The sequence below is a fragment of the Rhodanobacter sp. UC4443_H10 genome, assembly GCF_052978325.1.
In genome coordinates this window covers 503,468-521,547 of the sequence record NZ_CM129668.1, presented here as the reverse complement: position 1 = coordinate 521,547, position 18,080 = coordinate 503,468, and the positions used below count along the sequence as shown (strand labels likewise).

14 protein-coding genes are annotated in these 18,080 nt (G+C 68.2%); 3 read left to right on the top strand and 11 right to left on the bottom strand.

Going from position 1 to position 18,080, the window contains the following annotated elements:
- Nucleotides 1–74 precede the first annotated feature (74 nt).
- Nucleotides 75–1,925 carry a 3-hydroxybutyrate oligomer hydrolase family protein gene (locus tag ACVCMB_RS02370; protein ID WP_447106043.1) on the bottom strand — a complete coding sequence of 617 codons (1,851 nt, stop codon included), beginning with the start codon at nt 1,923–1,925 and terminating at the stop codon, nt 75–77.
- Nucleotides 1,926–2,030: 105 nt separating this feature from the next.
- On the opposite strand from ACVCMB_RS02370, the gene ACVCMB_RS02365 reads away from it, so the two are divergent.
- Both ACVCMB_RS02365 and ACVCMB_RS02360 read left to right on the top strand, forming a co-directional pair.
- Nucleotides 2,031–2,690, top strand: a complete 660-nt coding sequence (locus tag ACVCMB_RS02365; protein ID WP_395118240.1) for a response regulator transcription factor — start codon at nt 2,031–2,033, stop codon at nt 2,688–2,690.
- Nucleotides 2,691–2,887: 197 nt separating this feature from the next.
- The gene (locus tag ACVCMB_RS02360; protein WP_447106042.1) at nt 2,888–4,594 is read left to right on the top strand and encodes a hypothetical protein; all 1,707 of its coding nucleotides are present in this window, start codon (nt 2,888–2,890) and stop codon (nt 4,592–4,594) included.
- A 45-nt stretch (nt 4,595–4,639) separates the two neighbouring features.
- Here ACVCMB_RS02360 and ACVCMB_RS02355 read toward each other — a convergent pair whose 3' ends face one another.
- The 10 genes from ACVCMB_RS02355 to ACVCMB_RS02310 form a co-directional block, all read right to left on the bottom strand.
- On the bottom strand, nt 4,640–5,590 hold the full coding sequence (locus ACVCMB_RS02355; RefSeq protein WP_447106041.1) for a PLP-dependent cysteine synthase family protein: 951 nt from the start codon (nt 5,588–5,590) through the stop codon (nt 4,640–4,642).
- A 1-nt stretch (nt 5,591) separates the two neighbouring features.
- A complete protein-coding gene (locus ACVCMB_RS02350; RefSeq protein WP_447099028.1) occupies nt 5,592–5,933 on the bottom strand; it encodes a carboxymuconolactone decarboxylase family protein in 342 nt (113 codons plus the stop codon).
- Nucleotides 5,934–6,015: 82 nt separating this feature from the next.
- Nucleotides 6,016–6,186, bottom strand: a complete 171-nt coding sequence (locus ACVCMB_RS02345; RefSeq protein ID WP_395118232.1) for a hypothetical protein — start codon at nt 6,184–6,186, stop codon at nt 6,016–6,018.
- A gap of 166 nt (nt 6,187–6,352) precedes the next feature.
- A complete protein-coding gene (locus ACVCMB_RS02340; protein ID WP_395118230.1) occupies nt 6,353–6,802 on the bottom strand; it encodes a cytochrome C in 450 nt (149 codons plus the stop codon).
- 14 nt (nt 6,803–6,816) lie between these two features.
- On the bottom strand, nt 6,817–6,969 hold the full coding sequence (locus ACVCMB_RS02335) for a hypothetical protein (protein WP_395118228.1): 153 nt from the start codon (nt 6,967–6,969) through the stop codon (nt 6,817–6,819).
- Between the two features lie 10 nt (nt 6,970–6,979).
- Entirely contained in the window at nt 6,980–7,969 is a 990-nt protein-coding gene (locus ACVCMB_RS02330) for a cbb3-type cytochrome c oxidase subunit II (protein ID WP_447100459.1), read from the bottom strand.
- On the bottom strand, nt 7,966–9,387 hold the full coding sequence (locus ACVCMB_RS02325) for a cbb3-type cytochrome c oxidase subunit I (protein ID WP_395118224.1): 1,422 nt from the start codon (nt 9,385–9,387) through the stop codon (nt 7,966–7,968). Before ACVCMB_RS02325 ends, ACVCMB_RS02330 begins: the two co-directional genes overlap by 4 nt.
- 91 nt (nt 9,388–9,478) lie before the next feature.
- Nucleotides 9,479–12,889, bottom strand: coding sequence for a PAS-domain containing protein (locus ACVCMB_RS02320; protein WP_447106040.1), 3,411 nt, complete (start codon nt 12,887–12,889; stop codon nt 9,479–9,481).
- Between the two features lie 127 nt (nt 12,890–13,016).
- On the bottom strand, nt 13,017–14,039 hold the full coding sequence (locus ACVCMB_RS02315) for an extracellular catalytic domain type 2 short-chain-length polyhydroxyalkanoate depolymerase (protein WP_447106039.1): 1,023 nt from the start codon (nt 14,037–14,039) through the stop codon (nt 13,017–13,019).
- 132 nt (nt 14,040–14,171) lie between these two features.
- Nucleotides 14,172–16,400, bottom strand: a complete 2,229-nt coding sequence (locus ACVCMB_RS02310) for a TonB-dependent receptor (RefSeq protein ID WP_447106038.1) — start codon at nt 16,398–16,400, stop codon at nt 14,172–14,174.
- Nucleotides 16,401–16,573: 173 nt separating this feature from the next.
- Between ACVCMB_RS02310 and ACVCMB_RS02305 the strand changes: the two genes are divergently transcribed.
- Nucleotides 16,574–17,971 (top strand): GntP family permease, encoded by a 1,398-nt coding sequence (locus ACVCMB_RS02305; RefSeq protein ID WP_447106037.1) that lies wholly within the window; start codon nt 16,574–16,576, stop codon nt 17,969–17,971.
- Nucleotides 17,972–18,080: the final 109 nt, after the last annotated feature.

Genomic DNA, 18,080 nt, shown 5'->3' with positions numbered 1-18,080 from the left:
GATTTGCCGCAACACTGAACATGGTCGCGCCGTTTTTCCGGTCAGGTCAACACCCGCCCCCACGAGGCAGCGCCTCAGTCCAGCCCCAGCGACTCCCGCGTGAGCACGGACGCGCCGCGCGGGTGGCCTGCAGGGGTGGGCACGCTGGTCGGCCAGACAGCCCCCTCGTACAGATGCGCCCACAACCGGTCGAGGGCGGCGTAGCCGTAGGGCAGCAGCGGCAGATGGCGCTCGCCGAAGCCTGGCAGCGGCAGGAACGCATCGAAATGCTGGGCGTGCGGCACCTTCCAGTACAGCTGCTGGCGGCCCTCTTCGCGCAGCCAGGCGGCATAGGGTTCGGAGGTGAAGGCGGTCGGCAGCAGGCCGTCGTCGGCACCGTGCACCACCCACAGCGGCAAGTCGGCGCGTGGCAGCTTGGCCGCCGTGGCAGCAATGGAGGCCTGCAGCATCTGCGCGGCCGGCTCGTCGCCGGTCCACAGCGCGCGCAGGCAATCCTCGCCGAGCAGAGTCGGATCGGGCGACACGTTGACGCCGCCGAACAGCCCCACGCCATTGCCGGGAGGAATGCCCGAGGCGTCGGCCCACCACGCCGCGCGCGCCATCGGATCAGTCACGCCCGGGAGGGCACCGGCACCCATCGGCGCGTAATGGAACCCGCATGGCATGTCGGCAGGGCCGCGGCGCAGATAGGCCGAGGCGTAACCGGCGGTGACCACGCGCCACAGGTCGAACGCGGTGGTGCTGGCCGCGGTGGCCATCGCCGCGTCGTTCCAGCCACGCTGCTGCAGATAGTGGCGTGCCTGCGCCGACTGCTCGGCCAGCGTGCTGCCTTGCAGCTTGCCCTGCGCGCGCAGGCTGGCGCAGCGCAACGACCACGCCGGCGGCGGCTGACGGGTTGCCCCGCGCGCCATGGGGGTGTCGTCGAAGCGGGCGTCGGCAAGCGCGCATGGCAGCCAGATCGCCGCCTCGGTCGCGTAGTCGTACAGCGGCCGGCCGCCATCCGCGGCGTAGACATTGGGTTCCAGCGCCACCACGCCGGCGAAGAACCCGTCATGGTCGAGCCCCGCCGCCTGCAACACCGCGCCGCCGCCATTGGAGATGCCGGTGGCGATGATCTTCGTGTTCTGCGCCGTGAACGGCGCCTCGCCCGGGTAGGCGCGGTCGAGCATGGCCAGGCCGAACTGCGCGGCCTGGATCACGTCGCGGCCCCAGTCCGCCTCCGGGTTGTCGCCGGAGTGCGCGTGCTTGACCGCGATGCCCGTGCCGGCACCTGCCGGCGGCGGCTCGAACTCCAGTTCCTGCTCGCCGCGTTTCGCACGCCGGCCGTCCAGCGCTACCCCGCTGTCGTCGGAATAATCGAAATAGCCCGAGCCGGTGCCCTTGTCGGTGTACGCCACCGCGCAACCGCGCGGCAGACCCCACGCGCCGGCAACGGCGATCGCACCGTAGATGCCGCGCGAACCGGACGAGGCGGTCACCACCAGGCAGCGCTTCGCGTGGTCGAATCCGTCGGGCAATTGCAGCAGCACCCGATGCGGCGAACGCGCCCCCGGCAGCCGAGCGAACATCTGGTACTCGCGCCCCGGCACGTCCGGCACGCCGCCGTACACGCGGCCGTAGCCGCCCAGCGGGCCGAGATCGGCAATGCCCTTCCAACTGGTCTGGATCGCCCGGCGGCGCAGCTCCGCCGCGGTAGGCGCCAGCGGATTGGCGAACGGCACCGGCAAGCCGGCCAATCCGCTCAGGCCCAGGCCGGCGCTGAGCAGGTCATCGTGGCCGCGGTGCTCGGTGGCAAGCACCTTGCCCAGTTCCAGCTCATGCATCTTCGCCCCTCGCGTGGTCGCCCCTTCGACACAAGCGGACAGCATGACGGAAACCAGCACGCAGATGCACGGCGCGGCCAACCAGCGAAGGGATGCATTCATTGCCACACCATAAGCAGGCACGCGACGCGTTGCCATCGTACGAAGGTCCAGCGCCGCCGCCACGGCAACTCGACGCCGGCAGTTCGTCCGGCTACCTTGGCGCTCATGCCGAGCCTGTTGATCGCCGACGACCACCCGCTGTTTCGTGCCGCGTTGCGCCAGGCCGCCGAGCACAGCCTGCCCGACTGCACCGTGCGCGAGGCCACCGACCTGGCCACCGCACTGGCCGCGTTGCGTGCGGACCCGGACATCGACCTGGTGCTGCTCGACCTGCACATGCCGGGCAGCCACGGACTGACCGGCCTGGCCGCGGTGCGCGGCCAGCATCCGGCGGTTGCGGTGCTGGTGGTATCGGCGCACGACGAACCGCACGTGGTGCGCCGCGTGCTCGACCACGGCGCCGCTGGTTTCATCTGCAAGAGCGCCAGCCCCACCGAGATCGGTGCAGCGATCCGGCAGGTGCTCGACTGCGGCAGCTGGCTGCCCGCCGCACTCGCCGACGCCGTCGCCGCCCTGCCCGCCGATTCCACCGACACCGATCTCGCTGGCCGGCTGGCCCGGTTGACCGAACAGCAGTCGCGGGTGCTCGCCCTGCTCGCCGAGGGGCTGCTGAACAAGCAGATCGCCGACCGGCTCTCGATCCAGGAGCGCACGGTGAAGGCACATGTCACGGCGATCTTCGAGAAGCTGCGGGTGCGCAATCGCACGCAGGCCGGCATGCTGTTGCGATCGCTCGACCTGGGGGAGCCAGGACGGGTGGGATAGCCGCACGCGGCGACACCACGCCACGACATCGCCCTTGGCGGGATTCCATCCGTGGCCGGCCAGGCGCACACTGCGCGCGCCCAGACCGAGACGCCTCTGCCCCGTTCCCGGAGGATGGGCGCTACCTCATGATCTCGTCCCCTGCGCCGGCGGTTCGCCCGCCGCACGTGCCTTCATCCAGCAGAAGGATGTCAATCATGAATCTGTCGCGTCGTCTTCGTCTCGTCGTCCTGGCTCTCGTCGCCTTCGTCTGCGGAATCCTGTGGCCGGGCCTGCTGACCGGCGCCCAGGCGCGCGAAGCCACCCCGATGCAAACCATCGCCGGCCTCGGCAGCATCTCGTTCCCCACGTCGACCCATTCGACGGCTGCGCAAACCGCCTTCCTGCGCGGCGCGCTGCTGTTGCACCTGTTCGAGTATCCGGATGCCGCCAAGGCATTCCGCGAGGCCCGGCAACTGGACCCGGGCTTCGCCATGGCCTGCTGGGGTGAAGCGATGACGTACAACCACGGCATCTGGAACCAGCTCGATGCCGATGCCGGTCGCGCGGCACTCGACCGGCTCGGCCCTACCCCGGCCGCGCGCGCCGCCAAGGCGCCGACGCCGCGCGAGAAGGCCTATCTCGCCGCCGTGGAAATCCTGTATTCCGGCCACGGCACCAAGCCGGAACGCGACGCGCAGTACGACCAGGCGATGGAGCGATTGGCCAGGACCTGGCCGCATGACAACAACGCCCAGCTCTTCCACGCGCTGGCGCTGATGGGACGTAGCGAAGGCGTGCGCGACATCCCGGCCTATCTGCGCGCCGGTGCCATTGCCGAGCGCATCTTCCGCCTGAACCCGCAGGACCCCGGCGCGGCGCATTACTGGATTCACGCAATGGACGATCCCGCGCACGCCGCCGGCGCGCTCGAGCCTGCGCACGCGCTGTCGAAGATCTCGCCCGACGCCGCCCACGCCCAGCACATGACGTCGCACATCTTCATGGCGCTCGGCTTGTGGGATGACGTGGCGAAAGCCAACGAGGTGGCGATGCGCGTGGTCAATGCCCAGGCCAAAGCCGCGGGCCGCCCGCCCGCCGAATGCGGTCACTACATGGAATGGCTGGAGTACGCCTACTACCAGCAGGGTCGTTTCCGCGATGCTGAAAGGGCGCTGCAGGCATGCCGGCAGTCGATCGAGCCCTCGATAGCCTGGGCCAACGCCCACGCCGACCGGCTGGCCACGATGCAAAGCACGCCGACGAAGTTCGCGCAAATGCTCAACAAGTCGCTGCTGCAGATGCGCGCGATCGCCGTGGTCGAATCCGGCGACGGCAACGGCCCGGCCGCGCACACCACGGTGGATACGACCGGCATGGGCCCGGACGCCGGCTGGAACGATTTCACCGAGGGCTATGCCGCGATCGAACGCCACGACCTGCCGGCTGCGCAGAAATCGCTGGCCGCGCTGTCGGCGCGGCACGCCGGCAGCGAGACCTCCGGCGACGCCCAGACGACCAGCTACCTGGCCATCCTCCGGGAGGACCTCGGCGGCATGCTGGCGATCGGCGAGGGCAAGCCGCAGAGTGGCCTGGATGCCATCCACCGCGCAGCCCGCCGCTACGAAACACTGGCGTTCGACTTCGGTCCGCCGGTGCCGATCAAGCCGCCACACGAACTGCTGGGCGAACAGTTGCTCAGGCAAGGCAAGGCGACCGAGGCGCGCGCGGCATTCGGGACCGCACTGAAAAGCGCACCCCGCCGCACCCGGTCCCTGCTCGGCCGCGCCCGCGCGGAATCGGCCAGCGGCGACCCCGCGGCAGCCACCGCCACCTACAAGGAACTGATGACCATCTGGCACAGCGCCGATGCGGATCTGCCGGCGCTGGCCGAAGCGAAGGGGTTCGTCGCGGCACATCCGTGAATGCACGGCGTCCCGCCGCAATCCCCGTCACGTACCAACACGCACTCAGGCGAAATGCGTGGCATCGACCTCGCTGCTGGCCGGCGCGATGAAATACTCGTGCAGGTATTTCTCGCCTTCGTCGCAGAACACCGTCACCACCGTCTTCAACTCGGGGAAGTTCTTGCGGATGCGCTGCGCCGCCAGCATGTGCGCGCCGGAGCTGGGGCCACAGAACAGGCCGTGGCGGCGTGCCAACCGTTTCATCTCGGCCACCGCATCGACGCTGGATACCGACAGCACCTCGTTCACCAGGCTGGCGTGGCGTTCGAAGATGCCCGGCACGAAGCCGTCGGAAATGCCCTCGATGGTGTGCGCGGCAATCTCGCCGCAGAGGATCGTGCACGATTCGGATGGCTCCATCGCGAACAGCCGCACATCGGGATTGACCGCGCGGAACGCCTGCCCCACACCGATCAGCGTACCGCCGGTGCCCACGCCGAGCACCAAAGCATCGGGCACGCAGCCGGCGGGCAGCTGGGCAAGGATCTCCGGGCCGAGGATCTCGCGGTTCTCCTCCACGTTCCATTCCGACTCGAACTGGCTGGGGCAGAAATAGCCGGGCTGCTGGCCCAGTTCCTTCGCCCGCGCCAGCGCCTCGTTGACGTGGAAATTGCCGCAGAACAGCACCTCGGCGCCGAATGCGCGGGAGATCGCCACGCGCTCGCTGGACAGCCCCTCGGGCATCACCACCTGCATGCGGTAGCCCTTCACCGCGGCCACCATCGACAGGGCGTTGCCGGTGTTGCCGCTGGTCGCCTCCACGATGGTGTCGCCCGGCTTGAGCAGGCCTTCGCGCTCGGCGCGCTCGATCATGTACCTGGCGATGCGCGCCTTGATCGAGCCGGACGGGTTGAGGAACTCGATCTTGGCGTAGACGCCCTCGATGTTCAGCAGCGGCGTGTCGCCGATGGCGTCGAGGATGGTGTCGGAGACCGTGGCAAAACGGGCGCTCATCTCAGTGGCCCTCGTGCGCATGCTGCATCACGTCCAGCGCCAGCGCGGAATGCGCATAGGCGGCGCCGGCGCGCATTTCGGCGGCGACCCAGATCGCCTCCATGATCTGCTGTTCGGTGGCGCCCTGCTTGAGTGCCTCGGCGGTATGGCCCTTGATGCAGTACGGGCATTGCGTGGTGTGCGCCACCGCCACCGCGATCAACTGCTTGGTGACGTCGGGCAAGGCGCCGTCGGCGAACACGGCGGCACTGAAAGCCTTGAAGGCCTGCAGCGGCGCGGGCGCCAGCTCGCGGCGCTTGCGCGCCAGTTCCACGGTGGAGGGGGGATACATGGGTGACTCCATGGGGTTTGCTCCTGTTCGTTTCTCGGACGCGCACGCCCGCTCGCCCTGCGGCGACCGGACGCGCGGGGTCGGGTCGATCGCCTCAGAGTGGCGGCCGCGATGTGCCGAGCACCCAGCCGGGCGGATCGCTGGCGGGAAAGCTCTGCGCCAGTTGCTCGTCGATGCGTCGTTCGCGCCGTTCGCGCGACTGGCGCGCATCACCCGGCGTCTGCCGCCGCACGTCGGATTCCGCTGCCCTTCTGCATCGTTTCATGGTTATGCACCCGGCATGGCGCCAAGCGGGCGTCGCGTACCCTCACCTTAGGCGCGGCCGCATGGCGCAGCGCTGATCCACGTCAGGGAATGGCTGGATCGCCGGCATGATGGGCGCGCACCGGTGAAAACACCGTGGTCGCGCCGGCCACGCGCGGCGGCAGCGATCAACCGTGCGACGGTGCGGCCGGCTGCATGTAGGTCGGCGTGTTCGCATAGGGCGCGGGGACCTCCCACATGCGCGCGGCGTAGAACACCGCCCAGGCCACCACGAACAGGCTCAGCACCCACACCCACACCGGGATCGACGAACGCGCCTCGGCGCGGCGCGGGTCAAACGGATCGTCCGTGCTGAACGCATCCACGTGCAGCTGCAACTCGCCGCGCCGGGTCGAGCCCGGACGCAGGCCGGAGACCAGGATGCCGGGACCGTTCTGCACGACGAACGGAATCTCCTCGATGCCTTCGGCACCGCCCTGGTCCTCGGCACAGACGATCAGACGATGCGGACCGTCGCTCAGCTGGCGCGTATCCAGCGTCAGCGAGGTGGGCAACTCGCGATCGATCACCGGCTTCGGGTTGTCGTCGATGTAGATGCGCACGTGCGGCTTGGCCATCGCGGATACCTCCCTCACCGATCCGGCCGCAGGATGTCGTTCTTGCAGTGGCGCGGATCCTTCTCGCCGGGCCGGAAGATCATCCAGAACATCGCGACGAAACAGCCGATCGTGATGGCACCGGCGATCCCGATGATCGCGATGTTGCCCCACAGCGGCCCGGTCATGTGATGCATGTCATTGCCCCTTCGCGCGCACGACAGCGACCTCGGCCGGCGTGACCGGCTTGGCGTGGTTGCCCCACGAGCTGCGCTCGTAGTTGACGATGTCGGCAATGTCCGCGTCGCTCAGCTGGCCGGCGAACGGCGGCATGGCGCTGTCGTATTTCACGCCGCCGATGATGACGCCGTGCGCGCCCTGCAACACCGTGTGGATGTGCAGGGTCGGGTCCTCATCGTCCACCGCGGCATTGCCCTTGAGCGGCGGAAAGGCGCCGGGGATGCCGGTGCCGGTGGCCTGGTGGCAGGCGGAACAATTGGCGGTGAACAACGCCTCGCCCTTGCTCGCCACGTACTGGTACGCACCGGCCGGAGCAGTCGCCGGCGCAGGTCCGGCCTTCGCCATCGGCGCCGCGTTCGTCGCGCCGCCCATGCTGCCGTTCATCGTGTAACCCGGGATCGGCGTCTGCTTCAGGGACAGCAGATAGGCAACCAGCGCCCTGGCCTGCGGCGTGGGGATCACCTTGCCCGTCGTCGGTGCAAAACCTTCCGGAATCGGCACCGCGGTCTCGCCGGGCGGCACCTTGTCCACCACGCGGAACAGGAACCTGAAGTTCGGCATGATCGACTCGGGCACCACGGCGCGCGGGTCGAACAGGTGGATGTACTGCCACACGTCGCTCGGCTTGCTGGCGCCCACGTTGGCGAGATCCGGGCCGGTGCGTTCGGAACCCAGCAACTCCGGCGTCTGGTAGGCGAAGTCGCCCGGCGCGGAAGGCCGGCCGAACACCTTGTCCTCGTCCAGCGGGCGTACCTGTTGCGTATGGCAATAGCTGCAGCCGTTGGCGACAAAAACCGTGCGGCCTTCCGCCTGCAACGCGGTCAGCGGTTCCACGCCCGGGCCCGCCGGTGTGCCGGACAAGTCGATCGCTGGCAGCACCGCCACCAGCAGCACGATGACGATGTAGATGCCCAGCGCCCCGCCGGCGATCAGCAGGAGCTTTTTCATGCCGTGACCTCCCCGGTGGCGTCGGCATCGAGCACCGGCGAGGCGGCATTGCCGGGCTGGCCCGAGGTCATGCGCCACACGTTCCACGCGAACACCAGGTGCGAGCCGAACATCAGCATCCCGCCCACGCCACGCCACACGTAGTACGGCTGCATGTCCACCACCGACTGGATGAACGGGAGGCCGTGCAGCCAATCCAGTCCCTGCACCGTGCCGCCGATCGACAGCGAGATCACGTAGATGAAGCTGCCTACCAGCGCCATCCAGAAATGCGCCGCCAGCCCGATGCGTCCCGCGGTCTTGCCGGTGGCCAGCGGCAGCAGCGCGTAGATGCCGCCCCACAGCGCGAACGTGACGAAGCCGTACATCGTCAGGTGCGAATGTCCGACCGTGAAGTTGGTGAAGTGCCAGATCGCCTGCATCGAGCGGAACGCCTCGACCGTGCCCTGGGTCGAGCCGAACAGATAACCGATCACCCCCACGAAGATGAACATCAGCGGGTAGGAATGGATCATGTCGCGATAGCGCCCGCGCATGGTCAGCAGGTAGTTCGCGCTGCCGCCCCACACCGGCACCAGCATCGCCACGCTGAACACGATCGCGGTGGTCTGCAGCCACCACGGCAGCGGACTGAACAGGAAATGGTGCGCACCGAGCAGCGGATAGAACAGCAGGTTGGTCCAGAACGCGAACACGCCAAGCGCGTAGGAATAGATCGGTCGGCTCAGGATCTTGGGTATCGCGTAGTAGAACGTGCCCAGTGCCAGAGGCGTGAACCACATGCCGACCGCGTTGTGCATGTAGAAACCGGAGATGGCCACCTGGCCCAGGCCATGCTGGTACCACGGCAGCACGCCCACGGTGGCGATCACGCACGTCCACAACACGCCGGCGATGGTGTACCAGTTGGAAAGATAGATGTCCTCGCTGCTGCGCCTGAGCACGGTGCCGATGAGGTTCCATCCCGTCACCAGCAAGGCGGCCAGGAAGATCAGCCGGATCGGCCACGGCCATTCGCGATATTCCAGATCGCCGTCGTTGCAGCCAAGGTCCAGCGCAATCGTGCCGGCGATCGCGGCGAGGTTGAACAACGCCAGTCCGAGCCACGCCAGCCGGGTGCTGTACAGGCGCGTGCCGCAGCTGCGCGCGGCGATGTAATACGCCACGCCGACCAGGCCGATGCTGGCCCAGCCGTAGAACGTCGCGTTGGTATGGATCGGCCGCAGGCGACCGAAAGTCAGGTATTTGGCCGCCCAGAAGTCCGGTGCGCCGAACTTGAACGCCAGCAGCAGACCGACTGCCGTGGCAATCACCAGCCAGATCGTGGCGGTGGTGACGTACGCCGTGAATACCGCCGTCAACGCACGGTCGTCTTCCGCCTGTCCGATCGCGCGGGGTGCCGCTGCGCTTGCCTGCATCGTTCCATTCCGTCGAATCCGGTATGGCGCCCACCCGGGCGTCGAGCCCCATGACCATAGGCCTCGATCTCCGGTGCGGCATTGATCCAGATCAGGTCTCGCCGGCAGTGGCGCCGCAAGAATCGCCCGGCTGCGACGCGGTGGGCGAAGGCGCCGTGCCCGCGCTGACGACGCGGGTACGCGCAACTTGTTGCGCCGCATGTACACCGCGCGCACCGAGGCGCAACAGCGTCTGCCGCAGTGCCAGCGGCTTGAGCGGCTTGTACAGCACGCCCGCGCCGGCATCGAGCAGTTGCTGGCGCAGTTCGCCGTCGCGGTCCGCGGTGAGCATCACCGTGGGCACGTCAGGGTGGCCTGCCGCGAGTTGTCGCCAGACATCCAGGCCGTTCTGGCCGCCATCCAGATGGAAGTCCAGGATGTTGACGTCCGGCCGCCACGGCACCGCCAACGCCTGCGCCGCGTTGCGCGCGGCGTGCACCTGCCAGCCCCAGCTGGCCAGCAGCGTGGTCAGCGCCGCCAGCGCCGCCGGTTCGTTGTCCAGCACCAGCGCGCGGCCCGCCGGCAGCGGCTGCATGGTGTCGGGAGAGGGCGCGCGGTGCGGCGCGGGCGGTGCCAGCGGCACCTCGAGATGGAACACGCTGCCGTGCCCCGGCGACGAGCGCAGCCCGAGCGGATGGCCGAGCAGGTCCGCCATGCGCTGCGCGATCGACAGGCCCAGTCCCAAGCCCTGCCCTCCGGCCGTACTGCCGCGACGGAACTCCTGGAAGATCAGTTGCTGCTCCTCCGGCGCAATGCCGCCACCGGTATCCCACACCTCCAGCCGCAGCATGGCGCCGCGCCGGCGCGCGCCGAGCAGCACGCGGCCGTGGCCGGCATGGCGCAGCGCGTTGGACAGGAAGTTCTGCAGCACCCGCCGCAACAGCTGCGGATCGGACTGCACCCATGCCCGCGTACTCACCACGCGCAACCGGACATCGCGATCGGCGGCCATCGCGCGAAACTCGGCGCCGAGCGGATCGAACACTTCGGCCAGCGCAAACGCGCGCAGCTGCGGATGCAGGCGGCCACCCTCCAGCCGCGCCACGTCGAGCAGCCCGGTCAGCAAGCCCTCGGTGGCGGCGAGCGCGCCGTTGAGGTGCTGCGCCGTGCGGCTGTCGCCACTGCGCTCGGTCAGCGCATGCGCGAACAACTGCGCCGCATGCAGCGGCTGCATCAGGTCATGGGTGACCGCGGTGAGGAAGCGGCCCTTCGCCTCGTTGGCCGCCTGCGCATCCGCCGAGGCCAGCGCCAGTGCACGGGTGCGCTCATCCACGCGCAGTTCCAGTGTCTCGTTGACGCGCTTGAGCGCCGCCTCGGCCTGGCGGAACGCGGTGACGTCGGTGAAGGTGGCCACGAAGCCGCCGCCGGGCATCGGATTGCCGCGGACCTCCACGATCCTGCCGTCGGGAAAACGACGCTCGGACAAATGCCGGGTGCCCGCGCGCATGTGCTCCAGCCGGCGCTGCACGCGTGTCTCGACCGCCCCGGGGCCGAGCATGCCGGCCTCGATGTTGTGGCGGGTCAGCTCGGCGACCGGGCGGCCCACCCGCAACATGCCCGGTGGATAGTTGAACAGGCGTGCATACGGCGAGTTCCACGCCACCAGACACAGCTCCGCGTCGACCACGCAGATGCCCTGGCTCATGTTCTCCAGCGCCGCGCCCAGCACGCGCTGATTGAAGCGCAAATCCTGCGCCGCCTCGCCCACGATCGCGACCACCGTATCGAGCTCGTCGCGGCCCTGCCGATGCGCCACTTCCAGCAGCAGGCGCGCCGAGGCGGCGCCGATCACCGCGGCCAGCTCGTGCTCCACCTGGTTGACCCGCGCGGTGCCGGACGAGCCGCTGGCTGGCGCACCGTCGAACAGATGCTCGACACGCTCCGGCGGCAGGAAGCGCGCCGCCAGCGCACGCAGTTCGGCGACGTCGACATGGCCGACGCTGACCGCCCGTCCGCCCTGCCCGTAGCGCGAGCCGGCAACGGCCAGCATCACCGCCGCGTTCGCCGCCAGGCTGACCACCACGGCGCGACCGAGGCGGTTCCAGTCGCCCAGGCCGAGCAGGTCGTCCGGCGCCAGCCAGTGCACGCCGAACGGTCCCTCGCGCAGCCACGGCAGTGACGCCGGCAGCAGCGCCGGCAACACCGCGTAGATCCACACCACGGTGCCGGCGGCCAGCCCGGCCATTACCGCGCGCGAGCCCACTTGCGGCCGATACATCGCTGCAAGCACGGCCGGGGTCAGGCCAGCCAGCGCCGAGAACGAAATCGCGCCGATATCGGCCAATGCCTCGTTGCGAGCCAACAGGCGGCTGTAGGCCCAGGCCAGCAGGATCACCACCACGATCGCCACGCGCCGGTAATTGAGCAGCGCCCCGCGCAGGTCGACGCGCTCGCCGCGCCCCCAGCCCGAACGCACGCGCAGCGGCGCGATGAAATGGTTGACCACCATCAGGCTCAGCGTCAGCGTGGCGATCACCACCATGCTGGTCGCCGCGCTGAGCCCGCCGAGAAACGCGACCAGCGCCAGTCCCCGCTCGCCTTGGGCCAGCGGCAGCGCCAGCACGTACATGTCCGACGACACCCCGCTGGGCCCGAGCAGCGCATCACCCAGCCGCGCCAGCGGCAGGATCGGCAGCGAGATAAGCAACAGGTACAGCGGAAACAGCCAGCGCGCCGTGCGCAGGTTGCTGTCGCTACGACACTCCACGATGCCGGCGTAGAACTGGTGCGGCATGGTGAACATCGCCAGCGCGCCGAGCAGGATCAGCGCCGGGAACCCGCCGCTGTCCGCCGGCCCCGGCACGCGTGCCGGCAAATTTGCCGGCAGCGCGGCGAACAACAGGCTTCCCAGCGCCAGCATCGCGCCCAGCTTGAACAGCGACTCGAACGCCATTGCCAGCACCAGCCCTCGGTTGTGCGCCATGGTCGACGCGCGCCGCGTGCCGAACAGCATCGCGAACAGCGCCATCAGCAAGGCCACGTACAAGGCGCTGTCCTGCCACGGCTCGGATTCGGCCAGCTGGCCCTGGCTGAGGATGCCGTAACTCATCGCCACCGCTTTGAGCTGCAGCGCGATGTACGGCACGATCCCGATCACCACCACCGCCGTGACCAGCGCCGCCAGCCCCGAGTGCCGGCCCAGCCGCACCGCGATCAGATCGGCCAGCGACCCGGCGTTGTACTCGCGCACCAGCTGCACCATGCGACCGAGGAATTTCAGCGCGAACAGGTACATCACGATCGCCCCGACAAACGTCGGCGGCAGCCACCAGCCGGAACGGCTGGCCTGGGTGACGGTGCCGTAGAACGTCCACGAGGTGCAGTGGATCGCCAGCGACAGCGCATACACGATCGCCCAGCGCTTCTCGAAGATATGCGGCCGCCGCTCGCCCAGCAACGCCACGCCGAACAGCAGGCCCAGCCAGCACAGCGCCGCGATGGCGATGACGCTGGCGCTCAACATGTGGAACACACCCGTGCGGGCGACTTATGTCGTGATGCCAGCGTTGCACCTTGATGCTTCAAAGCAAGAGCATCGCGCACAGGGTGCGCTCCTACAGTAACGTCGAGGCCATCGACATGCGGGGCCATCAATGACCGGCAGGCAAACCCAGCGCGTGCACCGCGTTCACCAGCCAGCGCAACTGCACGCCCTGGCGTGTGTCGTAGTCGGCTCCCGAATAACCCCACCAGTCCCAGCATGCCTGCGGATTCAAGGGCGCGAAACTTGCGCGTGTCTGAGGATATAGCACGGCCACGTCGTAGACGTCCGCCCAGCGATTGAAGCCGGCGTCCTCGACGAATGCGTTGCCCACGACGGCGGCGTTCTGCTTGCAGCCGTGGAAGGCCACCATCAGGCCGCAGGGTTTGCCGGCGAGGCAGGCGGCGGGCAGGTAGACGTAGCCGGTGTCGGCCAGGAAGGCGTCGGCGTCGCCGGGGCGCAGGGCGTCCTGGTCGAAGCTGCGCAATTCGCCGTGCGCTTCGCCTGGCGCGTGGGCCGGCTTGCCGAACATCCGAGCGAAGATCTCGCCGGCGGCATCGAAACCGCAGTGGCCCAGATAAGGCGACACCGACTTGTCGCAGTCGTCACCGCGGCCGGCTACCGGCAGGTTGTGTGCGAACGCGCGATTGCCATCGTCGCGCACCTGCATGCCCGCGAGGGCGGGCGTGCCATCGCGCAACTGTTCGTAGAAATGGGCTCCGGCCTCGGCCACGGCCGGAGCCACCAGTGCATCGTCCCTGCCGTGCAGCAGGTAGACGCGGGCATACGCCAGATTCATCAGGGAACCGATCTCGCCGGCGGCCGAACGCCGGTGAGCCTTGGCCACCAGCGCGCCTACATCCGGTGCAGGCACGCCCTTCATGCAACTGCCGAGCGCCGCACCGAGCTGGCCGCCGGCGCAGCCGTACGGACCACCGGCGACCAGGGCCGCGTTCGGGAACAGTTCCGGATACGCCAGCTGCGCCTGGCTGGCCATGTATGCGCCGGACGAGAGGCCGACCACGGCGGTGCGCGCCGGGTCGATCCGCAACCGTGGCAGCGGCGAGGGGTCGCCCGCCCATGCGACGGTGGCGACCAGCAGCAAGGTCACGAAGCCGAGGGTCTTGCGCATGCGTGTTCTCTGTTGGGCCTGCCGATGCCTGCCGGCGAGCGGGGTTCCGATGCTGACCGGACGCGCCGGCGCATGAAAAAAACCCCGCGGAAGCACGCCGGCACCCCCGCGGGATGGGGAGGAACGTTGTCGTCAGAATTTGTACTTCGCGCTCAGCGTGACCATCCGCGGGGCACCGTAGAACCCCGTGTAGATGCCCAGCGCGCCGATGTTGTAGCCGGTGGTGCGGTAGGACTTGTTGGCCAGGTTGGTGCCTTGCAGGCTGAGCGACCAGGGCTGGTTGACCTGCCAGATGACGCCGACGTTCCACAGGCCGTAGGCGGACTGCGCGATCAGCGGCGACAGCGTGGTCTCCGGATACACCATGGTCTGGTAGGTGTAGTTGATCCGCGCCGAGATGTTGCCGCCGTTGGCCAGCGGCGTGCTGTTTTCCAGCGAGAGACCGCCGGACCACTTCGGCGCGTTGGTGAACTTCTGCTGATCGGCAACGTTGACGCCGCCGGTCATGTACTTGGTGTACTTGGTGTGCAGATAGGCGAAGTTGCCGCTGACGGTCCAGTTCTCCGACGGCTTCCAGGCGAATTCCTCCTCCAGGCCATCGATGTGGCCCTTGCCGGCGTTGGTGAAGTCGCCGAAGAAACCCTGACTGCCGTTGGGTTGCGTGTAGGAGCTGAACACCGACAACTGGATGTTCGAGTAGACGTTGCGGAACATCGCCGTGTTCATCATCAGCGCGCCGTCGAAGAAGCTCATCTTGCTGCCCAGCTCGAACGATTGCACCTTCTCGTCGTCGATCGGGCGGCACGATGCCGGTACTGCCACGCAGTTGGCGCGGATGTTGTAGCCGCCGGAGTGGAAGCCCTCCGAGTAGCTGGCGTACAGCTTGACCTGATCGCTCACGCCCCAGTCCAGCGAGACCTTGGGCGACACGTTGCTGCTGGCATGCGAGCCGCTGAAGTCGGCCAGCGTGGCGACCGGCGTGGTGAAGGTGTCGTCCGAGTAGCCGTAGTTCTGGATCAGCGCGGTCTTGGTTTCATGCGTGTAGCGCAGGCCCACGTCCAGGCTCCAGCTGGGACTGATGTCCCAGGTGAAGTCGCCGTAGCCGGCCCAGCTCTTGGTACCCATGCGCCCGCCGGTGCCGCCGTACTGGGTCAGGCCCAGGGTGGAATACGGCGGCGAGCCGAGGAAGATGTTCTTGATCTGGCCGTCGGCGTGGCCGTCGAAGTAATACAGACCGAACACGCCGTGCACGGTGCCGCCGGCATCGTAGTTGGCCTGGAATTCCTGGGTGAACTGGTGGTCGGCGTAGACCGCGTTCACGTCGGCGATCTTCTCCGGCAACGTGTCGAAGTCGATGTTGGTGTCGGTGTAGGAACCGCGCACGGCGGTGACTGACTTCAGCGACCAGTCCTGGCTGGCAATCCAGTTCATGGTCAACGCGCTGCCGTAAAGCTTGGTGTGATTGACCTGGGGGAAACCGCTGCGGGTATCGAAATCGCTGTCCAGCGGCTGGTAGGCCGGGTCGAGCTTGTTCGCCACGAGCATCTTGGCGCCGCGCGGGTTGGAGTTGTCGCGCACGCCGTCGACCGACAGCTGCACGTTGAACGCGTTGGACGGGAAGAAGCCGATCGTGGCGCGCGCGGCGTTGGTGTTCTTGTTGCCGTTGCGACTGCCGGTGAGGATGTTCTCGCCGAAGCCGTCGTTGTGGCTGCTGGCGTAGGCGATGCGGCCGCGCCACATTTCGTCGGCGCTGGCGCCGCCCAGGCTCGCCTTGACGTCCTTCTCGCCGTGGGTACCGCCGGTGACTTCCACCGAGCCCCCGGTTTTCACCGGCAGCGGGCTGGAAACGTACTTGATCGCGCCACCGATGGTGTTCTTGCCATACAGCGTGCCTTGCGGGCCGCGCAGCACCTCGATGCGGCTGACGTCGAACACATCCAGCACCGCACCCTGGGGGCGGGCCAGGTAAACGTCGTCGAGATAGATGCCCACGCCCGGGTCGAAGCCCCAGGTCGGGTCGGCCTGACCGACGCCGCGGATATAGGCGGTGAGCGTGGTATTGGAACCGCGCGCGGCGTAGATCTGCAGCGAGGGCACCTTGCCCTGCAGGTCGGACAAGCTCTGCACGTTCTGGCGTTCCAGCGACTGCGCGGTGAAGGCGCTGACCGCGATCGGCACGTCCTGCAGGGTCTCCTCGCGCTTGCGCGCGGTGACCACCACGGTGTCGAGCTGCTTGGCGTTCTTCGGCTTGGCGGTGTCCCTGGCGGCCGCGTCGTTGCCGGCCTGTTGCGCGTGAACCGGCAGGACACAAAACAGGCCGGTAGCCAGTCCGATCGCCACACTCAAAGACGTGAGCTTCATGATTTCCCCTCGCAGTGAAGCCCACATCGACGATGAAGGCTGATGCCGGAAGATTAGACAGCTGCCGGCGCAACGGCACTTGTACCTTCGTACAGTGCCCGGCGCCGGAGCGGCCGCCGATACTCGTGCCTTCGTCGAATCCCGACCATCGCCAAACTGGGGAGCCACTACGGATGGCATTTCTGATCGTGCTGGCTGCGCTGTGCTTCCTGATGTTCGCGGCCTACCGCGGCTACAGCGTGATCCTGTTCGCCCCGATCGCCGCGCTGGGCGCGGTGCTGCTGACCGAGCCCTCGCTGGTCGCGCCGATGTTCACCGGCCTGTTCATGGACAAGATGGTCGGTTTCCTCAAGCTGTATTTTCCGGTGTTCATGCTGGGCGCGGTGTTCGGCAAGCTGATCGAGTTGTCGGGGTTCTCCAAGTCGATCGTCGCCGCGACGATCGGCCTGGTCGGACGCAGCCGGGCGATTCTCTCCATCGTGCTGGTCTGCGCGCTGCTGACCTACGGCGGTGTGTCGCTGTTCGTGGTGGTGTTCGCGGTGTATCCGTTCGCGGCGGAGCTGTTCCGCGCCAGCGACATCCCCAAGCGGCTGATCCCCGGCACCATCGCGCTGGGCGCGTTCACCTTCACCATGGACTCGCTGCCGGGCACGCCGCAGATCCAGAACATCATCCCCACCGCGTTCTTCGGCACCAACACCTGGGCCGCGCCGTGGCTGGGCACGATCGGCGGCATCTTCATCCTGATCGTGGGCCTGAGTTACCTCGACTGGCGCCGGCGCAAGGCCGCGGCGGCCGGCGAGGGCTACGGCAACAACCTGGTCAACGAGCCGGAGCCGTTCGACGCCACCCGCCTGCCGCATCCGCTGATCGCACTGCTGCCACTGGTGCTGGTCGGCGTGTGCAACAAGCTGTTCACCGACTGGATCCCACGCCTCTACGGCGAAACGCAGTCGTTCCTGCCCAGCGTAGTCGGCAGCGCCAGGCCGGTGGTGCAGGAGGTCTCCAAGGTCGCCGCGATCTGGGCGGTCGAGGGTGCGCTGCTGGTCGGCATTGCGTGTGTGCTGGTGTTTGCCTGGCGCGCGGTGACGGGGCGGCTGGCTGCAGGCAGTCAGGCAGCCGTCGGCGGCGCACTGCTGGCCTCGATGAACACTGCCTCGGAATACGGTTTCGGCGCGGTGATCGCCGCCCTGCCCGGATTCAAGCTGGTGGCCGATGCGCTGCACACGATCCCCAATCCGCTCATCAACGAGGCGGTCACCGTCACCGCCCTGGCCGGGATTACCGGCTCGGCCTCCGGCGGCATGAGCATCGCGCTGGGCGCGATGGCCGAGACCTTCATCCACAACGCGAACGCCGCCGGCATCCCGATGGAAGTGCTGCACCGCGTGGCCGCGATGGCCTCCGGCGGCATGGACACGCTGCCCCACAACGGCGCCGTGATCACCCTGCTTGCCGTGACCGGGTTGACCCACCGCCAGGCCTACAAGGACATCTTCGCGATCACCGTGATCAAGACCCTGGCCGTGGCCGTGGTCATCACCGCGTACTACCTGCTGGGCGTGGTCTAGCGCACTCCGCCCGCCGCTTGAACCCCGGGACGAAGCCCGCCTCGGGCGATGACCGACCCATGCCACCGGCCGTTCGCCGAGGCGGGTGGTGTCGCGTGCCTTGACCGGC

What these genes read in the sequence shown, in the direction of transcription:
- ACVCMB_RS02370 (WP_447106043.1), bottom strand. Translation starts at nt 1,925, where the DNA reads ATGAATGCATCCCTTCGCTGGTTGGCCGCGCCGTGCATCTGCGTGCTG.
- ACVCMB_RS02365 (WP_395118240.1), top strand. Translation starts at nt 2,031, where the DNA reads ATGCCGAGCCTGTTGATCGCCGACGACCACCCGCTGTTTCGTGCCGCG.
- ACVCMB_RS02360 (WP_447106042.1), top strand. Translation starts at nt 2,888, where the DNA reads ATGAATCTGTCGCGTCGTCTTCGTCTCGTCGTCCTGGCTCTCGTCGCC.
- ACVCMB_RS02355 (WP_447106041.1), bottom strand. Translation starts at nt 5,590, where the DNA reads ATGAGCGCCCGTTTTGCCACGGTCTCCGACACCATCCTCGACGCCATC.
- ACVCMB_RS02350 (WP_447099028.1), bottom strand. Translation starts at nt 5,933, where the DNA reads ATGGAGTCACCCATGTATCCCCCCTCCACCGTGGAACTGGCGCGCAAG.
- ACVCMB_RS02345 (WP_395118232.1), bottom strand. Translation starts at nt 6,186, where the DNA reads ATGAAACGATGCAGAAGGGCAGCGGAATCCGACGTGCGGCGGCAGACG.
- ACVCMB_RS02340 (WP_395118230.1), bottom strand. Translation starts at nt 6,802, where the DNA reads ATGGCCAAGCCGCACGTGCGCATCTACATCGACGACAACCCGAAGCCG.
- ACVCMB_RS02335 (WP_395118228.1), bottom strand. Translation starts at nt 6,969, where the DNA reads ATGACCGGGCCGCTGTGGGGCAACATCGCGATCATCGGGATCGCCGGT.
- ACVCMB_RS02330 (WP_447100459.1), bottom strand. Translation starts at nt 7,969, where the DNA reads ATGAAAAAGCTCCTGCTGATCGCCGGCGGGGCGCTGGGCATCTACATC.
- ACVCMB_RS02325 (WP_395118224.1), bottom strand. Translation starts at nt 9,387, where the DNA reads ATGCAGGCAAGCGCAGCGGCACCCCGCGCGATCGGACAGGCGGAAGAC.
- ACVCMB_RS02320 (WP_447106040.1), bottom strand. Translation starts at nt 12,889, where the DNA reads ATGTTGAGCGCCAGCGTCATCGCCATCGCGGCGCTGTGCTGGCTGGGC.
- ACVCMB_RS02315 (WP_447106039.1), bottom strand. Translation starts at nt 14,039, where the DNA reads ATGCGCAAGACCCTCGGCTTCGTGACCTTGCTGCTGGTCGCCACCGTC.
- ACVCMB_RS02310 (WP_447106038.1), bottom strand. Translation starts at nt 16,400, where the DNA reads ATGAAGCTCACGTCTTTGAGTGTGGCGATCGGACTGGCTACCGGCCTG.
- ACVCMB_RS02305 (WP_447106037.1), top strand. Translation starts at nt 16,574, where the DNA reads ATGGCATTTCTGATCGTGCTGGCTGCGCTGTGCTTCCTGATGTTCGCG.